At 35.8% G+C, this 23195-nt stretch carries 21 protein-coding genes and 1 pseudogene; 8 read left to right on the top strand and 14 right to left on the bottom strand.

Annotated elements, in window-relative coordinates:
- Nucleotides 1-442 precede the first annotated feature (442 nt).
- A complete protein-coding gene (locus GKP30_RS16735) occupies nucleotides 443-2365 on the bottom strand; it encodes an ATP-dependent nuclease (RefSeq protein WP_216830612.1) in 1923 nt (640 codons plus the stop codon).
- A 6-nt stretch (nucleotides 2366-2371) separates the two neighbouring features.
- The gene (locus GKP30_RS16730; RefSeq protein ID WP_216830611.1) at nucleotides 2372-3958 is read right to left on the bottom strand and encodes an ATP-binding protein; all 1587 of its coding nucleotides are present in this window, start codon (nucleotides 3956-3958) and stop codon (nucleotides 2372-2374) included.
- Between the two features lie 351 nt (nucleotides 3959-4309).
- Here GKP30_RS16730 and GKP30_RS16725 point away from each other — a divergent pair.
- A pseudogene (locus GKP30_RS16725) lies at nucleotides 4310-4603 on the top strand (UDP-glucose 6-dehydrogenase); the annotation flags it as partial.
- A 185-nt stretch (nucleotides 4604-4788) separates the two neighbouring features.
- Here GKP30_RS16725 and GKP30_RS16720 read toward each other — a convergent pair.
- Nucleotides 4789-5442, bottom strand: coding sequence for a hypothetical protein (locus tag GKP30_RS16720; protein ID WP_216830610.1), 654 nt, complete (start codon nucleotides 5440-5442; stop codon nucleotides 4789-4791).
- Between the two features lie 426 nt (nucleotides 5443-5868).
- Between GKP30_RS16720 and GKP30_RS16715 the strand changes: the two genes are divergently transcribed.
- Nucleotides 5869-7407 (top strand): YifB family Mg chelatase-like AAA ATPase, encoded by a 1539-nt coding sequence (locus tag GKP30_RS16715; protein WP_216830609.1) that lies wholly within the window; start codon nucleotides 5869-5871, stop codon nucleotides 7405-7407.
- 3 nt (nucleotides 7408-7410) lie between these two features.
- The gene (locus tag GKP30_RS16710) at nucleotides 7411-7962 is read left to right on the top strand and encodes a transposase (protein ID WP_216830608.1); all 552 of its coding nucleotides are present in this window, start codon (nucleotides 7411-7413) and stop codon (nucleotides 7960-7962) included.
- A gap of 170 nt (nucleotides 7963-8132) precedes the next feature.
- On the opposite strand, the gene GKP30_RS16705 is transcribed toward GKP30_RS16710, so the two are convergent.
- Together GKP30_RS16705 and GKP30_RS16700 are read right to left on the bottom strand one after the other, a co-directional pair.
- Complete coding sequence (locus GKP30_RS16705) at nucleotides 8133-8987, bottom strand: hypothetical protein (RefSeq protein WP_216830607.1); 855 nt, start codon at nucleotides 8985-8987, stop codon at nucleotides 8133-8135.
- A gap of 268 nt (nucleotides 8988-9255) precedes the next feature.
- Nucleotides 9256-11280 carry a DUF5050 domain-containing protein gene (locus GKP30_RS16700; RefSeq protein ID WP_216830606.1) on the bottom strand — a complete coding sequence of 675 codons (2025 nt, stop codon included), beginning with the start codon at nucleotides 11278-11280 and terminating at the stop codon, nucleotides 9256-9258.
- A gap of 256 nt (nucleotides 11281-11536) precedes the next feature.
- On the opposite strand from GKP30_RS16700, the gene GKP30_RS16695 reads away from it, so the two are divergent.
- A complete protein-coding gene (locus GKP30_RS16695) occupies nucleotides 11537-11857 on the top strand; it encodes a hypothetical protein (protein ID WP_216830605.1) in 321 nt (106 codons plus the stop codon).
- A gap of 11 nt (nucleotides 11858-11868) precedes the next feature.
- Nucleotides 11869-12144, top strand: a complete 276-nt coding sequence (locus GKP30_RS16690; protein WP_216830604.1) for a hypothetical protein — start codon at nucleotides 11869-11871, stop codon at nucleotides 12142-12144.
- A 229-nt stretch (nucleotides 12145-12373) separates the two neighbouring features.
- On the opposite strand, the gene GKP30_RS24040 is transcribed toward GKP30_RS16690, so the two are convergent.
- The 4 genes from GKP30_RS24040 to GKP30_RS16675 all read right to left on the bottom strand — a co-directional run bounded on the left by GKP30_RS24040 (nucleotide 12374) and on the right by GKP30_RS16675 (nucleotide 15029).
- Nucleotides 12374-12898 carry a CBO0543 family protein gene (locus tag GKP30_RS24040; RefSeq protein ID WP_407928631.1) on the bottom strand — a complete coding sequence of 175 codons (525 nt, stop codon included), beginning with the start codon at nucleotides 12896-12898 and terminating at the stop codon, nucleotides 12374-12376.
- 73 nt (nucleotides 12899-12971) lie between these two features.
- A complete protein-coding gene (locus tag GKP30_RS16685) occupies nucleotides 12972-13406 on the bottom strand; it encodes a hypothetical protein (RefSeq protein WP_216830603.1) in 435 nt (144 codons plus the stop codon).
- A 144-nt stretch (nucleotides 13407-13550) separates the two neighbouring features.
- Entirely contained in the window at nucleotides 13551-13844 is a 294-nt protein-coding gene (locus GKP30_RS16680; RefSeq protein ID WP_216830602.1) for a hypothetical protein, read from the bottom strand.
- Between the two features lie 627 nt (nucleotides 13845-14471).
- The gene (locus tag GKP30_RS16675) at nucleotides 14472-15029 is read right to left on the bottom strand and encodes a histidine phosphatase family protein (RefSeq protein ID WP_216830601.1); all 558 of its coding nucleotides are present in this window, start codon (nucleotides 15027-15029) and stop codon (nucleotides 14472-14474) included.
- Nucleotides 15030-15251: 222 nt separating this feature from the next.
- Between GKP30_RS16675 and GKP30_RS16670 the strand changes: the two genes are divergently transcribed.
- Nucleotides 15252-16235 carry an alpha/beta hydrolase gene (locus GKP30_RS16670; protein WP_216830600.1) on the top strand — a complete coding sequence of 328 codons (984 nt, stop codon included), beginning with the start codon at nucleotides 15252-15254 and terminating at the stop codon, nucleotides 16233-16235.
- 809 nt (nucleotides 16236-17044) lie between these two features.
- Here GKP30_RS16670 and GKP30_RS16665 read toward each other — a convergent pair.
- Nucleotides 17045-17506 (bottom strand): hypothetical protein, encoded by a 462-nt coding sequence (locus GKP30_RS16665; RefSeq protein WP_216830599.1) that lies wholly within the window; start codon nucleotides 17504-17506, stop codon nucleotides 17045-17047.
- A gap of 1 nt (nucleotide 17507) precedes the next feature.
- Nucleotides 17508-18299, bottom strand: a complete 792-nt coding sequence (locus GKP30_RS16660; RefSeq protein ID WP_216830598.1) for a hypothetical protein — start codon at nucleotides 18297-18299, stop codon at nucleotides 17508-17510.
- A gap of 205 nt (nucleotides 18300-18504) precedes the next feature.
- Between GKP30_RS16660 and GKP30_RS16655 the strand changes: the two genes are divergently transcribed.
- A complete protein-coding gene (locus tag GKP30_RS16655; RefSeq protein ID WP_216830597.1) occupies nucleotides 18505-19098 on the top strand; it encodes a CBO0543 family protein in 594 nt (197 codons plus the stop codon).
- Nucleotides 19099-19198: 100 nt separating this feature from the next.
- On the opposite strand, the gene GKP30_RS16650 is transcribed toward GKP30_RS16655, so the two are convergent.
- From GKP30_RS16650 to GKP30_RS23570, 3 genes are all read right to left on the bottom strand, one after another.
- Nucleotides 19199-20050 (bottom strand): hypothetical protein, encoded by an 852-nt coding sequence (locus GKP30_RS16650; protein WP_216830596.1) that lies wholly within the window; start codon nucleotides 20048-20050, stop codon nucleotides 19199-19201.
- Nucleotides 20051-20208: 158 nt separating this feature from the next.
- Nucleotides 20209-20697: a competence protein ComK gene (locus tag GKP30_RS16645; protein WP_216830595.1), complete on the bottom strand. Its 489-nt coding sequence runs from the start codon at nucleotides 20695-20697 to the stop codon at nucleotides 20209-20211.
- A 133-nt stretch (nucleotides 20698-20830) separates the two neighbouring features.
- Nucleotides 20831-21127 carry a helix-turn-helix domain-containing protein gene (locus GKP30_RS23570; protein ID WP_216830594.1) on the bottom strand — a complete coding sequence of 99 codons (297 nt, stop codon included), beginning with the start codon at nucleotides 21125-21127 and terminating at the stop codon, nucleotides 20831-20833.
- Between the two features lie 424 nt (nucleotides 21128-21551).
- Here GKP30_RS23570 and GKP30_RS16635 point away from each other — a divergent pair, with 424 nt between their 5' ends.
- Entirely contained in the window at nucleotides 21552-23156 is a 1605-nt protein-coding gene (locus GKP30_RS16635; RefSeq protein WP_216830593.1) for a hypothetical protein, read from the top strand.
- Nucleotides 23157-23195: the final 39 nt, after the last annotated feature.

Raw genomic sequence — 23195 nt, 5'->3', positions numbered from 1 at the left:
GTAACAATCCATATTAGTCATATTCAGTTTTGTGTACCGTTGCCAAATCTCTTTAAATCCGTAATAAATCAATAAAGTAATGATACATAGATTTTGAGTAAAAAAGGCTATAAGAATATTCTAAACAGCATAAGAAGTAACCTTTCAACCTGAATTTTTTTTTGGAACCTGTCACTGTGACAACCTGAAAAATCTTGTTTCACGGAATGTTTCACACTGGTAAATGTGTGTACTAAAAACATGGGGATTGGTTTAATAATTCCAATCCCCATGTTTTAATTCTCAAAGATATAATTATTTGTAGATATTCAAGCGTGGTACAAGGTCTAATATTATTCTTATTCACTCATAATTGTGGAGTATCATTTTATTGAATAGATCGTTGTACTGTGCAGCAATCAATTCTAATTTATCAACTTTAATGGTGAATCTACAACAAACTTCAAACATTTGTTGAAGTTTGTTGTTTACTAAGACCATTAGCTAAATAAATTAGATCAATAATTTCTTCAATGTTTTCTTTTATATCAAATTTTGAGTAGTGCTGGATATCCCAATGTTCACAAATTTTAATAGCTATTGCATTTTTATCTTGACTTATATTGTTTGCAACTCTTGTTTGCTGTTCTGGTGTTAAAGCACATCCTTCTTCATTGATATAAAGAGTGGAAATATACTGATCAAACGAGTCAAATTGATTAAAATTTCTACCCTTAGCTTCTTGAATGTAAATATTCTCCTTCCTTCTGTTACCAGTGTTTTCATCTTTCACCATAATATATTTCTTAACAAAATCTTCACTAGATAATACCGAAATTAAGAGTTCTTCAGGAATGTAATTCTCTATCTCCCGTCCCTCTGTAATCCAGAGTTTTAGACTAGTTTGTTTTAGAGTGGGACTTTGTTCTCGACTCTGGTTTATTTCGTCTATTTTATCACTAATATATTTAACTCTTCCTTTTAGAGCACTACCTTGTTCATTTTTGTCTGAGTCACATACTACTACAGCATACCTACCAATATGGAGCATATCTATACTGTCTTCCAAACTCAAAATATCATAGTTAGCTAGGTTAGATCCTCCGTACATAATAAAGCTATAGTGTTTACCTTCTTTTAAATTATAAGGTCCTAAATTTAAATCTTGAATCCATTTTTTTATATACACTCTATCACTTGGACCTTCAACCCAAATAATTAAATTGCTTTGAAGTAATTGGGATGCCCGGATACCCAAATCATCTAGTAAACCATGTTTATGAATGACACTCTCACAAGATAAAAAAACAGAAGGTGAGTTATTCTTTCTATACACTTGATGTACACTCCACTCTTCGTCTATTTGATCTATTAATGATGATGAGTGAGTTGAGATAAAAAAGTTGTGTCTTGGAAATTTACTCTCAATAATTTCTAGAAGTTGGACTAGAGCATCTGGATGCAAGTTACTCTCTGGTTCTTCCATAAACACATTTAAACTTTCGTCTTTATAAAGATAGAGAAACGATAAAATCATAAAAAGTTGAGACACTCCGGTTCCTAGTTGATCTAAATAGGCACATATTTTGTACGTTCCCCTGTTAATGAAGAACCTAACTTCATTTTGTGTAACATCTATCTCTAAATCTGATTCTCCTAATAACTCTTTAAGCCAGCCTTCAATTAGTGTCTTATACTCTCTAAACTCTGTAGCTTTATCTTTATCATTATGCAGGTGGATAATTTTTGCCACTATATTACTACCATCATAGTCGGACTCCTTTAATTCTGAAGTCTCACGACTATGGTGTCTAATAGGATCTATAAAAACCATACTATTTAAGAATTTATACCAGTATTCAACCGTATCAGTTAGGTAAGGCATGCCAGCACGAATGTCAGTATAACCTTGGCTTTTCGGATTATATATTTTTGGTTTTTTAGTATTCCTTTCTAATAAAGGAGTTTTGCTGTCATACATTAATGAAAATGAGACCTTACTCCCTTCAACATTGTGGTATGACTGGAGATTTAATAGATTAAATTCATGATGTAACGTAGGTTCATTTTTCATCCAACGTTCTTCCTGTTCTACTTCAATCAAAATGTCACAGATTATATCTTCTTTCATATCCGCCCATGTATCTCTTTTTGGTATCTCATAAACAAAATCGTTTAAAGCATCATATGTTTCATACTTAAAAAAATCCCCAGTTAGATTAGTTAAAACTTTCTCCTTTAGATAGTACAAGTATTTAAATAAATTTGATTTACCAGAATTATTAGGGCCTATAAATAAGTTAATACGTTTTAAATTATCTATTATGACACCATCTTCAGAATCGAAGGAACGCCAACCTTTTAATTTTATTTGCTTTATAATCATATTCTTTTAACCTTTCTGTCTTTGAGTCCAATCTTCTACTATTTTAACAACATCGTATCCCGCAGGAGGACCTTCTGACCATGATTTATGAAACTTTATGTCATTACTCTTTGGCCATGGACTTGGTTCATCAAATAAGACTTTCCCCGGTAATAGAACAGCATCTCCCGTTACTAGAGCTTCTCTATCTCTTAAACTCGGTAAAATATTAGATTGATTTCCTATAATATCTGGTAAAATTCTCTTTACCTTGTTCTGATCTAAATCACTAGTCAAACGTAAAACGATAAACGTTCCGCATTGAGAAAGTACAGTTGGAGAGACATTAGATGGTCTTTGTGTTACCACTAACAAACTTAATCCGTACTTTCTTCCTTCCTTAGCAACTTTTTCAATTCGTTGTAAACAAAGCGAGTAATCTGAAGAAGATTCTTCTGGTATATACGAATGGGCCTCTTCTAACACAAGGGCAAGTGGTAAGTTTGCGGGATCCATATCCCAATATCTAAAGTCAAAGCATAATCTACTTAATATACCAACACAAACTGACCGTACCTCCGCAGGGAGGCCACTCAAATCCAGGATTGTTATATATGAAGGGTCTGAGTTATTTAGTCCCAACAAGTTATTAAAATAACTTGATAAACTTAATTCACTTTCAATATCTTTTTTCAAAAAATCATATCTTGAATCATCGTTAACACTATTTAATTTTAATAACAATTTATTCCATGGGTCCTTTTTTGTTTGGGTTGATTCCAAAGTTTCTTTTTCTTTAATCTGTCTTATTAAGTCATTAATATCAAAAAACACAGGACTATCTACTGAAATTTTATCTTGTTTATCTTCAGAAACCCTTTCTTTTTTCAATTCCTCTATTAGATTCTTTAAAATCATTTTTTGAGTGGATCCAGCTCCAGGATAATAGGTGGCAATGAATTCATCTAAATCAAAAAACCAATATGGCAATGAAAATTCTGACCATTTAATAGAGTTAGATTTCCCTTCCCATTCACCTTTGAAAGCATGTGAGTATTCATTATGTATATCAAATATCATAATTCTAGGAAACGGATAATCTCTTAATATAGACTGTACTAAAGTCGAAACAGTACTACTTTTCCCACTACCCGTAGTACCTAAAATTGCAGTATGCCGTCCCAGCAACTTATCTAAATCAATATAAACATCTCCAGCCCCACGCATTGATCGTTTTCCAACTTTAAAGAACTTTCCATCATCACTATTTACTCCCATTATCTTATTTACTTGCTCACCATCAAGTAAAAATACATCGCATGAGATAGTAGGTAATTGCTCTACTCCTCTTGAGAAATTACCTTCCATATCTATACTTCCAATAATTGAAAGTTCAACTAGTTTAATTTCTTCATTTGCTTTATTTTCTTCAATGGTAACTCTACTAATTGAGCAAATAGTATCCCCGTGAAAACCTCCACAATTAACAAAAGCTCCTACTTCTACATTTAGTTCTGGGTTAGTAGTTTGTAAAATTTCTGCCTTTGTAACTATATTTCCTCCATCTACACTTCTAACCTTGCCAAAAGCTTGATTTTGTTTTCTGAAGCTCATGAAACTCCCCCTTTTAAAATGTTTAATAGGTAAATTATAACATTATTTCTGTGTTATAGTATTTAAGTTAAACCAATGATCTTGTAATAAATTTAGAGAATCCGTCACTGTGACACCCCGAAAAATCTTGTTTCACGGAATGTTTCACGTTGGTGATGATTATTAAGTAATTAAATGAAGAACAAGCTGTTTAGCTTATGATTTCCAAGGTGTTCGTTACGATGTTGGAGGTTTTGTTAAAGCAACAGTTGATTTTGCTTTAAAACGTGAAGATTTACGTGACGATGTAATGGAGTATCTTAAAGGGATTCTCGAAGCGCAATTAGTTTCCAAATAAGTGGAGGTCAAAACATGAAAATAGCAGTAGCTGGTACTGGATATGTAGGCTTATCAAATGCCGTATTACTAGCTCAACATAATGAAGTCATTGCACTTGATATTGTGGAAGAAAAAGTAGATTTGATTAATAATAAGAAATCTCCAATTGTCGATCAAGAAATTGAAGAGTTTTTAGCAACAAAGCCTTTAAATCTTGTCGCAACAACAAAACCAGAGCAAGCTTTTAAAGAAGCGGAGTTTGTTATTATTGCTACTCCTACTGACTATGATCCAGAGACAAATTATTTTAACACTCGCTCTGTAGAGAATGGAATCCGTCACAGTGACACCCCGAAAAATCTTGTTTCACAGAATGTTTCACGCAGGTAAAACAAAAACAGGGGATTGGTTTAATAATTCCAATCCCCTGTTTTAATTCCCCCAACTAAAGATATTCAAGCGTCAGGTGTATTTGTTAATGTTCATAGAAACTAACTTTAATAAGTGCTATATTATTTTTTTCCTTTACTTAAAACATCCCAAAGTTTAAAAAAGCCATCTAACCCTTCTACTGCTATGTTATAACTTTCAATTGCGCCTTCCGCTACAAATTTATTAGCAATCTCTTCTTTTCTTTCTTCATACTCTGATTTTGTTTGAAATGGCTCTATTCCTAACAACTTAAACATTAGGGAATAGTCCACTAAATACATAGATTTCCCATTGATATCTTTCCTGGCCGAGAAATTTTTTTCTATTCCAAATCCGAATCCCCTATTATACTTCTCCCATACCAATGCTAATTGTACATAGTTAATTCCATATTTTTTGGCAAAAGCTTTATGAAGAAGATGATCAGCGTGTAAAACTGTTGGTACAACTTCCCTAGGTAATCCATAATTAGTATTTAAAAATGCCAAATAGGGTTTACGATAATTGTCATTATCAACATGAACCCAGTATTCTTTATAATCGCCTATTTCTCTAATAAAAGCCTGGTTACTTGCAACACTAGGATCCCACATCCACTTAGATTGTGGAAACAGATTTTCAAATTGGTCTGGGTGTTGTACTCCAGCAACCATAGAGGCAGGATCATTATTAAACCCTTTAACAAAATATTCTTTTTGAATACTTAATACTTTTTCTACATCTGCATGTGCCATACTTTATGTTCCTCCAGTAATTTTCAAAAAATAGATAGTCAAAAAATTTAACTATCGGTACTTTGTCAACAACGGATTAAATTCCCCATTTTCAGCGGTTGAAAAATCCCCAATATCATCACTTTTAGAATTCGTCACAGTGACACCCCGAAAAATCTTGTTTCACAGAGTGTTTCACGGAGGACTGGTACAGTGGGTACTGGAATTTCCCGAGATCTATTTGATAAGATAACGGAATTGGTATGGGGGGAGCAGCAAATTTTGGTTGACAGTGCTTTTCCATACTTTTTATAATGATAGTAATTCTATTGAAAGACTTCTTATTTTCCTCATGTTTTTCTTCGTTTTTATCTGCAATAACTTCATTCATTCGTTATTCTTTCTTTAAAAAATTCATCAAAAAATACCTTTTTGGAGGGGTGTATTTTGTCTGCAAAAGTGAATAGTATTGGTTTGAAAGGCTTGGAGGGGTACCTTGTCCAGGTGGAAGTCGAAGTGATGGAAGGGGTGGAATCTGTCATTATCGTTGGATTGCCAGATGCTTCTGTCAAGGAGTCGCGTGAGCGTGTTTCAGCTGCGATGCATCGGATGGGGCATTCGCTAGTCGATAAGAAGGTAGTCGTCAATTTATCGCCAGCAGAGCAAAGGAAAAATGGCCCTTTGTTTGATTTAGCCGTCGCTCTAGGTGTGTTGAAAAGCGGAAAATTCATTAACGAAACGATTCCGAGTGACGCTGCTTTTATTGGAGCGTTATCGTTAGATGGTTCCATTCAGCCTGTTCATGGTATGCTCCCAGCCATCTTAGCTGCGAAGCGACTTGGAATGAAAAAGCTTTATTTGCCTTTTGACGAACAACTTCCTAACATCGTCATCGATCGATTGGAACTCGTCTATGTAACTTGTCTTGATGATGTTCTTGAACATTTAGCAGGTAAACCAGTTTTGCCGTTCACTAATCACCTTTCTGCAGCGGAGATCAAAGAGGTTCAATATGATCGGGATTTTCGGCAAATTATCGGTCATGAGTTTGCTAAAAGAGCACTGGAGATTGCGGCTGCGGGTAGGCATCACGTGATGATGGATGGACCGCCTGGCTGCGGAAAAAGTATGCTTTCAGAAACCTTTCCCACGATTTTGCCGCCTTTATCGCAAGAAGCCCAACTCGAGAAAGTCAGTCTCTATCAATTAGCCGACGCTCCGCTTGAGTCACTTACTTCACCTCCCTATAGACACCCGCACCACTCCGCTTCAGCTGTTTCCATCATTGGAGGGGGCTCGAATCCTAAGCCAGGAGAAGTTTCTCTTGCTCATCGCGGCACTTTATTTTTAGATGAATTAGCGGAGTTTTCTAAGAAAACATTAGATATGTTAAGGCAACCTTTAGAGAATGGTAAAGTCACGATTAGTCGTGCGCATTCCACGGTATCCTATCCTACTAAGTTTATCTTTATCGCCGCTATGAATCCATGTCCATGCGGTTATCGGGCTTCGAGCACTCATTATTGTTCATGTTCTGAAAAACAAGTGATCGCTTATCAAAATCGAGTATCTGGTCCCATTCGTGATCGTATTGATATTTTGCTTTCATTAAAACCTGTGAGTTTACAAGAAACCAGTATTGAAACAATGGAGACGTCAGCGGTTATCAGAGATCGGGTCATCGCAGCGAGAAAACAACAGTATGAACGATACGACTCGGAACTAACGAACAGTGAAGTGTTATTTGATCAGATTGTCTCGAAAGGAAAATTGGCAATGTCACAACAGAAAATGATTCAAAATGTATGTGCAAAGCAAGGACTCAGTAATCGAGCTCATATTAAAATCATTCGGTTAGCGAGAACCATTTCAGACTTGGATGGTTACGTGGCCATTTCAAATCGTGCGATTGTCGAGGCGTTTCAACTAAGAAAAGTGGAGATAAATGCGTCTTTGATCCCAGAGTTTCGTCTAGATGGGGATTGATAGATGAGTAGAAGAAGACGAGTGATTATCCCTGATCGCTTTTACCACATCGTATGTCGAGGTAACCGTCGTGACCCGTTGTTTCGAGATCGTAATGATTTTATTGAAATCTTGCATATGCTTGAGAAAATCTACGCAAACATCCCCTTTGAACTTGTCGCCTATTGTTTCATGACTAACCATTTCCACCTCCAATTACGTTCCCAAGAAGCATCCATTTCCAAAGTCATGGCCCTATTAAATAAACGTTATGCCAACTACTACAATACAAAATACCGCTTAACGGGTCATGTGTTTGAGAAACGATTTTATTCTGAGCTAATCGAAGATACGACAGGAATGCTAGAAGTGAGTCGGTATATTTTCTTAAATCCTGTAAAGGCAAGGATGGTACGCTCCCCTGAACACTATCCATGGAGCAGTTTTCACTTTTACACCAACTCGAAAATCCTTCCACCCAGATATCTCGATATTGAGCGTCTATTAAACTATTTCCCTGGCACGGTCGAAGAGAGGCGACAACAGATTGTCGAGTTTGTTGCAGCGTCACAGTGACACCCCGAAAAATATTGTTTCACAGAATTGTTTCACGCAAAGGGAAGGGGACGGTTCGATTGCTTCTTTAGTTTTGAAAAACGAAGGGAAGTACAAGAAGCGTCCTGTGTTCCTACCACCGCTTCGTATTGGACTTTGCTCAATTCCATACCACAACCCCAAAATACACATTACCTCTCCAACCACTGCCCCCACTGTTTTTCCACAGCAACTATTTTTCTTTTCTCAACAGTAAGTAAGTTCGATACGGTACCATAAAAATAAGGCATAAAGCTCGTTTGAATTCGCTTTTGTTTGTAACGATAAACGGTTTGTTTAAAAGCGTGTACAATGGTTGGCAGCAAGGTCTCGATCGTTGTGTCTTTAGTGAAGCGGGCTGATCGATAAGCGATCTGTGCCCGATTCCATAGTTCACAAATTTCTTTCGCACGATTAAAAAATGGTTTGACGGCTTTGATGAACGGTGTTGGGATATCATCTGGAACGAAAGAAACGTCCAATTCGTTCATATCCACATGATCGATCCTTTTTACTTGTTCCTGACGAAGATCTTTATCTTTTAATGTTTTTGTTTCAACTAAATGAGTTTCCTGTTGCTTTTTGCCTTCACCAGCCTTTGATTGTTGGGGCTTTTTGTTGTGTTCACGGGACGTCAATTGTTCGTTGTTGGGCGTGTCAAAGCGGTTGAAAATATACACACTGTGTGAATATCCGCCAGTTTCTCGTACGGTATGAATACTGGAGATGATCCCAAGCGATTTTGCTTTTCTAAGCATACGTTCAAAAGTCGATCGGGAAATTCCGCCACTTATATCTTGGCACGCTTGTACCAATTTACAAATACGTGCGTTACATACCCCTAGTACTTTGACACTGAAACGAGTGAGTACATCAAATGCAATTCGTTCACCTTTTGTAAAGTGATGTCCATGGATTTCTAGTGCTTTTTTATTGGAAACGTTAAATTCCTCTAACGTCCTGAACTGACTGTATGGCTTATATTGTTCAATTCTACCTGACTTCATTCGAATTCCCCCTAATCGTATCGTTCCGTCAATGTATATATAGGGAAATCGAGTGGAAAACGGTGAGGGGAATTAAATATTTTTTTGGGGGAGGGAAGGGTTGGACGGTTCTGTTGCTTCCAGATTTATCCATACCATGTTGGCTTATCGCAAGGAGTAGTGCCATGTTTCACTGGGCACTGAAGCTAGACATAGAAAAAACAAGGTGTCCTTCAACTCATTTTGAGTGTGACACCTTGCTAAATAGAAAAATATTTCATTGTTTTCGTTAATGGGCTTTAGCGATGTTGCTTAAACCAATCTTATCACCATCATCATAAACGGTATAAACCCAAAAGAACTCTTTTACTTCAGATGTACCATCAGACTGATAAATCTCAATAAGTTCATACGTTTTAACTAAGTACTCATTTGCGTTATTGCCTTCTCTGATATCCAGAATGTCATAGTCGATTAGATATTCACTAATCCCTTTATCATTAAGATTTTGGACAAGTTTTTTCTGATCATTGTAAAGGGGACTTCCTGGTAAAAGTGTTGGTTCTACTATTGAGAAATCATTGTAGTTAATAGCATCAATCAATAGAGGAATGTAATTACGAACGATACCATCAACATAGTAGCCATCTGCTTTTGTTGAATAATAAATTTCTTCTTCCTCTTCATCATATTCATACGTATCCATTTCATTAACTTTTATACGTTTTTGAAATGCATCGAATAACTCTTTGCGACTTCGTTTAAAAGTTAGGTAATCACTATTCAAATCATGAAATTCCAGTGTATTATCATCTTTTAATGTTAACCAACCTGAATCTCCCGTTTGGTTAACTAGGAAGATCCCTGTATCTGTAGCGTAATCGACTTTAAGCTCATATATATCCATTTCACCGTATGCACTATATAAGATTAATTTGACTTTTTCATTACTAATCGGTTCAAACACTAAATAGCCTGTCTCATCTAAATCAGTCCAATAACCTTTGATGTCAGATAACGTCACTAATTTCTGGTAAATTAAATAATTTTGAATATAAACGAGCGAATAATCTTTCACATCATCTAAAAGAATTTTTCCTTCTGTTTCTCCTAGTTTAATCGTACCAATTTTCGTTTCTTTGGTTAAATAATAAAATTGGTTATTACTATACGTATAATCCTCTAAGTCGGAAAGAAGCTTCTCTTTTTCACCATCATCCTTAACCAAAAATAAGTCCTTATCTTTGGAAATGTAGTAAATATGACCAGCTAAGACATAATAATTATAAACGTCTGAGGCGATCTTTCTTCCGTCTTTTTCAATGGTTTTGACAAAAAGATCATCGTCCTTCGTTAAATAAATCGTTTTGTCATCTATATACGTATACTGTTGGACATCCGAGGCTAGCTTTACTTTTTCTCCGTTAGCGGTTGTATAAACATATAGTATGTCATCGCTGTTTGTATAGAAAATCGCACTGCCATTTGCTGTTAGCTCGAATTCTTTAATATCAGACGCCACTTTACTACGTTGGCCATTTTCAATAATAACAAGTTCACCATAGCCTTTTTCAAAATTGTACTCTTCTAAATAACTAATTTTAGCTGCATCATCACTAATTTGGGGGTAAACAACCTCTAAATTGGAAATTTTCCCTTTTTCGTTTTCTTCATTTACATAATAAAGAAGACCGTCATTGTTCGTATAAATAAGACCTTTTTCAGCTAATTTAAAGTTCATTACATCATTAGCAATCGTTTTTTCTTGGCCATCCGTTATTTTGATCAGTTTATCATCATCTTTTAAAACATAAATAGGGCCTTCCTCATTTGTTAAGAGAAAACTCCTAACGTTACTAGCAAGTTTTTCTTTTTCATTTCCGAAAGCAGCAACATAAAGGCCACTTTCTTCGTTTATGTAATACACCTTTGTACCGTTAGGAGAGAACTCGTACGTGCCATACATTACATCAGAAGAAATTTTCTCCTTTTCTTTTCCCTTCTCAATATAATAAAGATTTTGTTCTCCATCTAAATAAAGTACCTTTTCACCCAGATTAAATGGTAATTGAGAGCCGATAATGACATCGCTAGCAACCTTTTCAATCTCTAATTCTCCATATTTTACATACAAATCGCCACTATTTGTGTCATCATATCCCTTAACAAGCCATAAAGTCGATTCAATAACCTCTTCAGCGTTATCAGATTGTAATTCTATTGAACTATCAACTGCTTCTTGTTGCTGACAGGCAAAAAGTAAGAGAGATAAGATGAGGATAAAAAGGTAAATATACTGTTTATTTTTCAACACCTTTTACTGCCCCTTTCTTCATAGTATATAAGTAGTATTTATTCATAAATATAGCACGGAATCAGTCACAGTGACAGCCCGAATCACTTTCATTTACTAGGTAAGCAGGGTGTTTGAATGTCACTCATGTAGATAATTGTCGAAAATAATAGATTGTTTAAATATACCAACCTAACTATAATCGATATGTAATGCTACTAAATACCTATTTTAGTGGTGCTTTACACAGATAAATGAATAGTGGGGGAAAATGAAAATGAAAAGAACTTTATTTATGTTTGGAGTAGTATCAGTATTAGTACTTAGTGCATGGGGTGAAAAGACAGAGCTTATTAAGCATGAGCCAGAGGCAGAAGTCGAGAATGCTGAAACTACTGAAAATACCAATACAGAGATTGCGGAAGAAGTAGTGACTAATGTAACTACACTTGGTGAAGGTGAGTATTTTCGTTTTAAGGACGAAATTTATAGTTACCAGACATGGGAGGATCATTTGAGCTTACAAACTGAGGACCTGGCTAAAAAATTAAAAGAAATAGAAGACATTTTAATACCTGAAAGTGCATTGAACATATGATATTCAAGGTTATGGAATATGAAATTCAAAATGGAGAGTATACAGATGAAGAACTTTTTATTTCTGTTGACTATAATGAAAGCGGTAAGAGTCAAATTCTAGGTACTTATCGTTATAAGCTGACTGTTCTAGGTATTGAACTCCCAACTACAGAAGAAGAACTGGAAAATATAAAGTTCAATTCTGCTGAGGTTTTAAAAATCAAAATGCAGCAATATCCAAATGATTTCGAATATGATCCTACAATTTTCCCTCAAGAAACCTTAAGAATACTTGAACAAAGTTAAAGGTTTAAAAACCAAAGTGTGACATCCAAAAACGTAGAAACCGTCAGTGACTACCCGTGTAGAAACGTCACAGTGACACCCCTAAAAATCTTGTTTCACGGAATGTTTTACACTGGTAAATGTGTGTATAAAAAAACAGGGGATTGGTTTAATAAATCCAATCCACTGTTTGAATTCCCCAAAATATAATATTGGTTGATATTCAAGCATCCGTTTACTTTAATAAAAGCTATTTCATTTTTTCTAGTGGAAACTCAAACTGATACAACAATAACAAAAGAATACCTAATGTGATTAGCCAGGCCAATAGTGGCTTTTTATAATGAATAGGAAATATTATGAACATCGCCAAAACAAATAAAACAGAATGCCACATTTCCCATCCATTATGAAAAGAAATCAAGCCTATGTGAAGGTTTATATATTCTACTGAAAGATATAATATTACCCCCAATATGTAGTGAAAAAATCTCTTTCTCCAATTATTGGTCCTAAAAAAATACTTTAAGTAAATCAAAATGGTCACAGGGTAGCAAACAAACATAATTATTAGTGAAATAGTTGTATGATTGAGGAAGGGTGACGGAAAAACGTTTTCATGAAACAACCAAAAAGGATGATTGTAAGTTAAAAAGTTATAAAATAGGTCAAGTAAAATAAAAAAGAGTATTGTTGAGTAATACTTCTGCCAGTTTTTCCAATCTCCCCAAATCAAGCCAGCCAATAAAAAGGACAAATTATATATAATATGCATAGATGATCATTCCTTATGTTATTTGGTTAATTGATATTTCCTATTATCCGAAATTTAGTTTAAGGCCGTTAACCTAATGCCTAATATAATAATAAAACCATCTAACTAACGGAAAAATGAATATGTAAAAAATAGCTGAATACCACGATTTCCAACCTGTATAGGTTAAGTAATCGAAATGAACGGTTGTCCATTCAAAGAAGGTGGAAAACGCCGCCCAAGCAAGCCAATATGGAACGAATCGAGGGAATTTTTTTGGCATGAAATTCAAAAAAGGGATTGTAAATAATGGAGACATAAAAAGCTTAACAGTAAACGCTGCTGTGCTTAATTGTTCTGTGCCCCCAAAGTAATACAATTCCATGACATACCCCAGGTAAAAGTCCACGACAATTTCAAGCCAAGACAAGCTAATCCAAATGATGACCATATCTCTAGGTTTCATATGTTTAGGCATGAACCAATTAATTAATAAAAGAATAGCTACAACAATGGATGCATAAATCAAAATATTTAACTCCTTTTATGGTCTACTTTCACCTCTATAAAGGTATTTTTCACCAAAATCTAAAAATTATATGTATGGAAGCCGACACAGTGACACCCCGAGAAATCTTGTTTCACGGAATGTTTCACGTTGGTTGTCCCAACATTACCCATACCCCAACCATAATCCCCACGGCTGCTCCTCACAAACAATTTTTCGCTTTTCCGCCACTAACTTCCCTGCAACTGTTCCATAAAAATACTGGAGAAAGCTTGTTTTAATCGTGTTTTGCTTATACTTGTAGACCGTTTCTTTGAAGGCTTGGATGATGACGGGGAGAAGGGTTTCAATTGGCAGTTCAAATTTGAGTGAGCGGTAGGCGATCATCGTGCGATCCCAGAACGTACAAATGTCTTTTATAAATCCCTCACTGTGACTACCCGAAAAATCTTGTTTCACGAAGTGTTTCACGTTGGTGTAAGGATTTTCATCTAGGTGAAGTGAGGTCTGCTTTTACTGTTCTATAAATAATGAGAGTGGGGGGATGTAACTTAAACTTCCTACAAAGTAATACAACCTTGTTGTGAATCCAGGACGAAGTTTAATACCTCCCAAAAAACGTAAACAAAGTTCAAATCAGGCCCTGGTAAGCTCATTGTGGATAAAATAAAAAAATCGATCCTTGAAAAAAAACATGTTATCATCAAAAAGGTGGATAACCTTCTAGTTATACAGAGGGTTATCCACCTTTTATGAGTTACACACAGGGGGGTCGTGAGGATTATTGGTATGAATGTATAGATCCACATGTAGTGTCGAGGGACCTGTCCGTAAGTCCTTCCTTTTTTCAACCTTGTTTTTATTTTGGGGAAAATAAACAAGTGACACCCAGAAAAAGTGAAGCTTAAAAAAGCAAGGGGTTGGTTTTATAAGACAGAAAACTCTATATTGATTACGAGAATGATAATCTGCATTAATTATTTCAGGGAGCAAAGCTTGCTACAGAGTATCGTTGTACTGTTCAGCAAAGATCATGTTAAAGATAGCTCTTATTCAACAAACGCTTCCAATAGTTGAAGAATAATATTAAAATTTTTCCCATAATCTTTCTACGTTTCTTAGCACTTTGCCATCAAAAGTTAACTTAAATATATCTGGCATATCGAGGTTTTGCCAAAAAGTAAAATCATATTGTTTGTCAAAGAAATTCATTATTAGTACCATTATATTTCCATGTGTTCCGATAACTACATTTTTATCTTTGTACCTCTCTATTACATCATAAGTGGTATCTATACCTCTTTTTTGTGCGACAATGTTAGACTCTCCACCTTCCCATGAAAAGTTGTAGTCTTCCCATACTTTTGTTATCGCAAGAGTAAAATCTTCGGCAGGGACTGTGGTTAAAGTACGTTCTTTGAAATTATCTATGATTTCTACTTTTCTATTTATGTATTCTGCTATGCCTTCGACAGTCTGAACAGCCCTTTTATAAGGACTTGAAACAACTATATCAATTTCCTCTGTTTTTAATAATTTGGTTACCTTTGTTGCATCAGTAGAACCTCTTTCCGACAAAGGTCTATTTAATTCATCGGGTGTATATGTAGAGTGTGCATGCCTAACAAAATATAATTTAGTCAATCTAATATCAACTCCTGATAATAATTATGTGACTTAAACATTCTCTTGTTGTATTAACCTGCTTCGTTACTTGAATAACCATTGTTTTAATTTTAACATTAATTTCCTTTTATAAGCACAATAAAAATGCGTATCTGCTTTATTGCAGAAACGCTCTCCGTTAATTGAATATCACACATTAGTACGCTACTATATTTATAGTCTATATGAAAGAGGTATTTTATGAACAGGTATACCCCTATTATTGAAGGTAAATCCAGTATTAGTGTGTTAGAAAGTTTAGTTTTGGGTGGTATAGAACAGTCGGTTTTAATTCGGGGAGAGAGTATTAATAATCCAATCATTCTTTTTCTACATGGTGGTCCAGGAAATGCTCAAATTGGGTGGGCCCCTAAATTCCAATCATATTTAGAAAAAAACTTTGTAGTTGTTAACTGGGACCAACGTGGTTCAGGATTATCTTATTTTGAGGGAATACCTGAAGAAACAATGAATATTAATCAGTTTATTCAAGATGCATACGAGCTAACAATGTATCTTTTAAATAAATTTAACAAGAATAAAATATTTGTTGTTGGTCATTCTTGGGGAACTATTATTGGTATGTCATTAATACAGAAATATCCTGAGTTATTTCATGCCTATTTCGGTGTAGGTCAAGGTGTAGATTTCCATCGGGGTGAACGTCTAAGTTATCAATTTACGTTGGAATATGCAAAAAATCACCAGGTCATTGAGGCTATTCAGGAATTATCGGAAATTGGGGCGCCGCCATATGAGGATATGTTCAAAGGTTTATTTACACAAAGAAAATGGTTAAATCAGTTCGGTGGAGTTGTAGCAAAAGATAGTGATTTCTTCAGTAAAATTATAAAAATAATTCAGGAAAGACCAGAGTACCTTGAAGAAGATATTGAAAGATTACAAAATGGGAACTCTTTTTCTATTAAGAGTATGTGGGCTCAAGTACTGACCGTTAATTTCCTCTTACAAATTAAAGAAGTAAATATTCCTGTTTACTTTTTTATGGGTGAATATGATTACAATACTCCAAATAAATTAGTCGAAGAATTTTACACTTCTTTAGTAGCACCGTATAAAGAAAAAATTGAATTTAAAGGTTTAGCACATTGCATCCCTTTTGAAGACCCTAAGTTATTCAGTGATACACTTTATCAACTTTCTCAACGTTATATAAACTATTGATTTTAGCAGGTATTAACCTGCTTTTTTTGTTTTCATCGAGATTTAATGATTCTTATAATCAATCGTTACTCTAATTAAATTGGAAATTTTTTTTGGTGGGTATGGACCAACCTCTATTCTAAAATAAGTCTTTCTCCACTAACCTGCCTCGTTAATTTAAGTGAAAAATCCCTCACTGTGACACCCCGAAAAATCTTGTTTCACGAAGTGTTTCACGTTGGTGTAAGGATTTTCATCTAGGTGAAGTGAGGTCTGCTTTTACTGTTCTATAAATAATGAGAGTGGGGGGATGTAACTTAAACTTCCTACAAAGTAATACAACCTTGTTGTGAATCCAGGACGAAGTTTAATACCTCCCCAAAAACGTAAACAAAGTTCAAATTAGGCCCTGGTAAGCTAATTGTGGATAAAATAAAAAACCCGATGTTTGAAAAAAACATGTTATCACCAAAAAGGTGGACAGAGGGTTATCCACCTTTTATGAGTTACACACAGGGGGTCGTGAGGATTATTGGTATGAATGTATAGATCCACATGTAGTGTCGAGGGACCTGCCCGTAAGTCCTTCCTCTTTTTTCAACCTTGTTTTTATTTTGGGGAAAATAAACAAGTGACACCCGGAAAAAGTGAAGCTAAAAAAAGCAAGGGGTTGTTTTTTTAAAGACAGAAAACTCTATATTGATTACAAGACGATAATCTAAATTAATTATTTCAGGGAGCAAAGCTTGCTACAGAGTATCGTTGTACTGTTCAGCAAAGATCATGTTAAAGATAGCTCTTATTCAACAAACGCTCACCGTTAGTTAAAATTAATCATCCACTTTAGCAACTCCCAATGCTAAATGTCCCCAAAGTACCTCTTCTACTTTCTCCACAAGTTCACTAGGGCACTCTACCACTAAAACAACTTCTGACTTCTTTCCTTTTACTACTCTTTTTCTTTTATGAATAACTTTATAAATAATATAATCGATGATAAATCCAATGATAAATCCAGTTGCTGCCCCTATTAAGCCCCAAAAAATAGGACCCCACTCCAATACGAAACCGATACTTGCTCCAATAACAGAGAAGGCAGTCCCTATTGCTGCTCCTTTATCAAATAAGCTAATCCCATCTGCTCGATGAAGCGTATCAAATAGCCTTCTCTCTTCTACTCGATTAATGAGAGGAACTGCAAGTATATGTTCTTTATTTATACCTATTTTTTCTAATGACGTAATCGCTAGCTCAAGATAAGTTGAATGCTCAAAAGTAGAAAAGATTTGCAATTTATTTCACTCCATCTGCTGGTACTGGGAACTTTACACGATGCTTTTGATAATGTTTATTAAAATATTTTCTTTGTTCACTTTCAAATAATTTATTATTTTCAACTGTATTAACATAGGAATCGTAAACAGCAAATCCAAAGTGAGAAGGTATAAACAAGAACCACTGTGGGTCTATGACTTGTGTTGCTTGTGTGATTTCACCTATAAAAAGGTAATGGATAGCAATGAGAATATTAGAAAAATACACAAAAATAATTATAAATGCCATTGTAAAAATAGCTGTTACAACTCGGTGAATATATAGTTGTCCTAAACCAGGTGTGAAAAGGGACCACACTACTGCCATCAACGGTCTCCTCTTATCTAGATAGTTAATCTCAAAAGCACCAATTGTGTAAGAATTAAACTCTGCATTTTCTCGTTCTGCTAGAATAAATACTTTATTCATATCCACGGCTGTGCGATAACTATCCCAAATGCCAAAAAAATAAACGGGTAAATACAAAAGCATCCACTTAGGTTCAAGTACCTCTTTTGCCATACTTATATTCCCAGTGAATGAATAGACAATTGCATGATTTATATTAGCCATATTATTTACGAGAATTTCCCAAAGAAAAAGTGAATAACCTCTTAGATATTTTGATAACAGAAGATGACCAAAACCAGGAAATGCTGCTGACCACCAAGCAATGATATATGGGTTTCGAAGATGTAGTTGTGTAGTACCAACAGGACTCACGTATGCTTTAAATCGACGTTCCTTGTTTGTTTGATTATAGTTATTCATAACTCATCCTCAACTTTTTAAAGTTAAGGTTAACTTTTACTATATTTGGTATTCTTATTCTAATGTAAGTATTAACTTAATTTCTTATATAAATAACTAATGCTTATTTTTCTATTTTGTATATTGTTGTACTATACAGTACTTATCATGGATAATTTCAAAATTCCTTACCAATAATAAAAATAAAAAGGGTGGGATTCATTTTATGTTGACGTCAAAAGAACAATTGGATGCCCTTGATAGAATAACCTCAATGACTGAAAAACTAACCCAATCCCAGCTAGAGTTCTGGCAACAATACTCCCATATTGATACCTGGGGTTTTAAGATAGTTTTATTTATGTTTATAGTGCCCTTAGTTTTTTTGTATTTTGTTATAGATAGGAAGAATATTCTACTTTTAGGTTTTTATGGTACCAATATTCACATTTGGTTCAGTTATATTAACATAGCGGGTGTTAAACATGGTTTTTTCAGTTACCCCTTTGAGCTAATTCCATACATTCCTGGTAACCTATCTTTAGATGCGGCTTTAATTCCAGTTGTGTATATGATTATTTATCAATGGTCAATAAACCATAAGAAGAATTTTTATATTTCTTCTGTAGCATTGTCACTAATATTAGCCTTTGCATTTAAACCTATATTGGTACATCTAAATTTATTTGTTTTAAATAAAGGGACTAATTATTTTCATCTATTTATTTTGTATTGCATAATATTTTTATTTTCAAAGCTTATTACAAACCTTTTCTTAAAGATGCAAAATTCCCCTAAGTATAGGAGTAGAGATGTATAACAACGTACATCTCTTTTTTTATGGGTGTAATTACCAAAACCATTTTTTAGAGAAGTACCCGACAGTTCGTTGCTTCTATAGTGCAGAACTTTTCCCAACATCACGTATACCCATTCCCCAACCAAGCACCCCACGGCTGCTCCTCACAAACGATTTTCCGCTTTTCAGCCACTAACTTCCCAACGACTGTTCCATAAAAATACTGGAGAAAGCTCGTTCTGATCGTGTTTTGCTTATACTTGTAGACCGTTTCTTTGAAGGCTTGGATGATGACAGGTAGAAGGGTTTCGATCGGTTGTTCGAATTTGAGTGAGCGGTAGGCGATCATCGTGCGGTCCCAGAACGTGCAAATGTCTTTGGCTCGAGGAAAGAACGGTTTGGCCAATTTGACAAAGGGTGCTGGGACGTAGGAAGGAACAAAGGTATGGTCGAGTGCTTCTAGATTTTGTTGTGAACTAGGTCTTTGTTGACGAAGGTTTTGATCTTTATGCTTTTTAGTTTTTAATAAAAGAGCTTTAGGGGTGTTTTGTTCGGCCGGAAGGCTTGCTGCGGTTGGGTTTTCTGTTGTTGGACGTGCCGTCAACTTTTGTGGGTTCGCTCCGTCAGAACGGTGAAAGACATAGACATTATGAGAATAGCCGCCTTTTTGACGGATCGTATGATGGACGGTGAGGATGCCGAGTTTTTGGGCTTTTCGTAGCATTCGTTCAAAGGTTGAACGTGACAGGCTGCCTGTCTTTGCTTGGGCAGCTGCAACGAGTTTGCAAATTCGCGCGTTGCAAACCCCATGCTTTTTTACACTATGCTGAATGAGCGTTAAGAGAGCGATGTGTTCACCTTTTGTAAAGTGCTGTTCATATTGTTTACGGACTTCTTTGATCGTTTCATTGAATTGTTTGACAGAATTAAACTCACTTAAATGAGCGAATTGGTCGATGTGGCCAGATTTCATCGGAGTGCCTCCTAGGTTTGGGGTTGGTTGTGGTTTTATATTGCGTAATGGGGGATTTGTGGGTAGGTTGTTGCTGTCGCGTCTTGAATTTTGGGTGGCGTAGTTGAAAGGGACCAGTTGTAGATAATTGTGGATAACCTGTGGGTAACTTTCAAATTTCAGTAGGGACGAGTGTGTGAAAGATGGTTGGAATAGCGGACGATGCAATATGACGTTCGCTGGAGCTGTTTCTCAAGAGTATGGTACGACACATGAAGTAACAGTTCTTTTTCATCTTGGAAGGTGACGAGTGTATGGGTGGGGATATCAGGGTGGCGTTTGATCGCTTTAATGTGGTGATAGAAGAGCCAATGGCATTCGTGGAGCGTTGGTGAGTGGGTCGGGAAGGCGAAGATTTGATCATGCGGAGAGATCGGGATCGGAATTTTGCTTTTCGCGCCTGTTTTATATGTAACGGCTGCTCTCCTGCCGTCATAGTCGGCCCCGCCCTCTAAGCAAGCCTCTTTAATCAGCTGCAGCGGGGTCTTTTTTACATAATAGCGTTGGTCTTGTTCCCAGACAATCGTTTGGTAGTCGGTGTGATAGGCAGGGAGGAGGGCGGATGTGTGTTGGTTAATGGCGTAGTGGGGAAGGATGACTTCGGTCATGGTTTGGGCTCCTTTTTTGGGGGGGATTGGTGTGGAACTTGCTGGTGATGATTGATGAAAGAGGGGATAGGGGGCATAGAATACTGGTTCATAAAAGAAAGTGGATCAGACATTACTTAAAAAACAGTAGTTTCTAATTGTCATTGTCGGGGAGAAAGTTTTTTAAGTAGTCGTTAACTTCGTCTGTTACATCTTCATAAAGTTCATTTAGGTTGAGGTCAAGAACTTGGGTAATTTTTAGAATGATGAAATGGGAAGCTGTTACTTCAGCCCGCTCAATGCGACCAAAATAAGCACGAGTGATATTAGCTCTAAACGCAACTTCAGCGCTTGATAGTTTTAATTGCTTGCGCTTGGCTCTAATCTTTTTTCCGATGATTATGTTTACATATTGTTCTAGTTTTTCTGCTATTTTTTCTTGTTCTCCCACCGTTCTTTCCCCTTTTTATCTACTATAATCAGATAACAAAAAGGTTTTTACGACGTACGATAGGTATCAAAATGAAAAATAGAAAAATAGGGGTCTGTCCCCCACCGCTTTAACGCAGTGGGGGACAGACCCCTTTATAAAAGAGTCATAGTACAAATAGTTGAAGGAATAAAATAATCGGAATAACACAAATGAGGTAGGTTTAACATTATATTAAACTATTGTAAAGACTCAAACGAGTGACATGGCAGGAAAGTAGTAGTCGCTAATTTTAAAGTTACGTATAAGTTTTCGTTAAATCTAAGCATCTATTTTATCTCAAAATTCCCTTTCATCCTCACATCCTATAATGCAGTAAATTAAGGTACTCTTCCTAACCATAGCTCACTTTATACTATAAAGTTGTATGAAAGGAATGAGCCGAATGTATAATATGTATAATCCTTGCTACTATCCTTACAGCATTAACCCACCAATGTATCACTCACATCATATGCATAATACTACTTACAAAACATACCTATATCCTCACTGGGGCAACACACCAATCTATAACCCTTACTTTAATGAACAAGACGGAATAAGTAATTTTATCTCAACCTTAGAAGAACGAGGTTTTATTGTACAGAAAGGAAACTTAAGATATATTGATATATTAAAGCTGGCCAGTGAAGGTAAAGTTGACTCGGCTTTCGGGAATATTGTAGGAGCACCCTATGCAACCTATCTCCTTCCCCCTGCACCAAATCAGGAACCATCACCTGGGCAAAGACCACCTAGTGGCTATAATCCTGGCGACCCAAATAATTACCCACCTAATATTGAATATGCAATGCCGGGGGTGTACTACAAGCTGCGTCCTGACGAGGCAATTGTTTTAATTGGAAAGACACCTCCACCGTCAGTTTACTTTAGTTTTAGAAGTTATCTGGGATTTGTTGAAAATAAACCTAAAAAGGACTACAGTGACACAGTTACAACAGGGGATGAACGTATTGGTTTTTATCACTTTATCGGTGCCAGCCTGGGGGATCAAATAAGTAACAATTTTATCTGGACTGATAGTACACCCTATGGAAGCCCTGGAAATCCCTTTGACAGTTCCACAATTATCATTACCACTGCAGACCAAGGCATAAATCAGCAAATGCGTAGTGCTCTTGTTGAATCAGGCTTTAACACTGGTATCATGAACAATGATATTATCCCTATGGACCTAGTCAGAATGGGACTGGAAAGAGGCAAAGATCACTTTCAATTTCTCATGAGGGCTGCAATTTTTCAAAATCCTGATATTGGTTGGGATTATATTTCCAATCTAGATGAGTATTTTACGGTGTTGCGTATTACCCCCAAAATCCCCTATTCTACGACAAAACCTTGGCCTATACCAGCACTTAAAATAAGAGAGACAGGTACTACTGAATTTCAAATTGTTCCAAAAGCAAGAGATACACTAGATTACCTGAGAAATCAAATTATTAGGAAATACGGACATCCCGAATATGAAATTGTCGATTTGGATTTTAATCTCGCTATACCTGATGCGTATGAGGGGATATTACAGGATGTTAATGTTTGGCTTGATAACAGAGATACAATCTATGTTAAAACGGAAACCTTTCAATTAGCTACCGATGATGATTTTGTGATTATATATGGTGTCAACAACACTCAAACGGGATTTGCAACGTATCTCAACGTTAGTTTATACGGAGATGAACTTTGGAATGGCGTTGCAGGAACCGCGTTTACTAATGAAATGCAGTATCCCGCCGATGAATATTTCCCTGAATGGTTTAAAAATGAGAAGTACTATTATGTAATCAAAATGGCAAGAAATACCAAAGAAGGCAATGAAGTTATTATACCTTATAGTACTGGCAACCCTCTAGGATCTGCATATGGTATTGACAACAATGAAGATGCTTTTGCAGTCATAAGAAGTTATGTCAATCAAAAAACCAAAGTTGCTTCAGCTCCTTTTGACTTTATCTGGGGGCATGCAATCTTGTTTACAAAAAGATAGGGGTCTGTCCCTCACCGCTTTAACGCAGTGGGGGACAGA

The sequence above is a fragment of the Alkalihalobacterium elongatum genome (assembly GCF_019024285.1).
Taxonomy (GTDB): domain Bacteria; phylum Bacillota; class Bacilli; order Bacillales; family Bacillaceae_F; genus Alkalihalobacterium; species Alkalihalobacterium elongatum.
This window is presented reverse-complemented; position numbering and strand designations above follow the sequence as displayed.

Excerpts from the sequence above, each read along its gene's own strand:
- GKP30_RS16735 (WP_216830612.1), bottom strand. The coding sequence starts at position 2,365 with ATGATTATAAAGCAAATAAAATTAAAAGGTTGGCGTTCCTTCGATTCT.
- GKP30_RS16730 (WP_216830611.1), bottom strand. The coding sequence starts at position 3,958 with ATGAGCTTCAGAAAACAAAATCAAGCTTTTGGCAAGGTTAGAAGTGTA.
- GKP30_RS16720 (WP_216830610.1), bottom strand. The coding sequence starts at position 5,442 with ATGGCACATGCAGATGTAGAAAAAGTATTAAGTATTCAAAAAGAATAT.
- GKP30_RS16710 (WP_216830608.1), top strand. The coding sequence starts at position 7,411 with ATGAGTAGAAGAAGACGAGTGATTATCCCTGATCGCTTTTACCACATC.
- GKP30_RS16705 (WP_216830607.1), bottom strand. The coding sequence starts at position 8,987 with ATGAAGTCAGGTAGAATTGAACAATATAAGCCATACAGTCAGTTCAGG.
- GKP30_RS16695 (WP_216830605.1), top strand. The coding sequence starts at position 11,537 with ATGAAAAGAACTTTATTTATGTTTGGAGTAGTATCAGTATTAGTACTT.
- GKP30_RS16690 (WP_216830604.1), top strand. The coding sequence starts at position 11,869 with ATGGAATATGAAATTCAAAATGGAGAGTATACAGATGAAGAACTTTTT.
- GKP30_RS24040 (WP_407928631.1), bottom strand. The coding sequence starts at position 12,898 with ATGCATATTATATATAATTTGTCCTTTTTATTGGCTGGCTTGATTTGG.
- GKP30_RS16670 (WP_216830600.1), top strand. The coding sequence starts at position 15,252 with ATGAACAGGTATACCCCTATTATTGAAGGTAAATCCAGTATTAGTGTG.
- GKP30_RS16660 (WP_216830598.1), bottom strand. The coding sequence starts at position 18,299 with ATGAATAACTATAATCAAACAAACAAGGAACGTCGATTTAAAGCATAC.
- GKP30_RS16655 (WP_216830597.1), top strand. The coding sequence starts at position 18,505 with ATGTTGACGTCAAAAGAACAATTGGATGCCCTTGATAGAATAACCTCA.
- GKP30_RS16650 (WP_216830596.1), bottom strand. The coding sequence starts at position 20,050 with ATGAAATCTGGCCACATCGACCAATTCGCTCATTTAAGTGAGTTTAAT.
- GKP30_RS16645 (WP_216830595.1), bottom strand. The coding sequence starts at position 20,697 with ATGACCGAAGTCATCCTTCCCCACTACGCCATTAACCAACACACATCC.
- GKP30_RS16635 (WP_216830593.1), top strand. The coding sequence starts at position 21,552 with ATGTATAATATGTATAATCCTTGCTACTATCCTTACAGCATTAACCCA.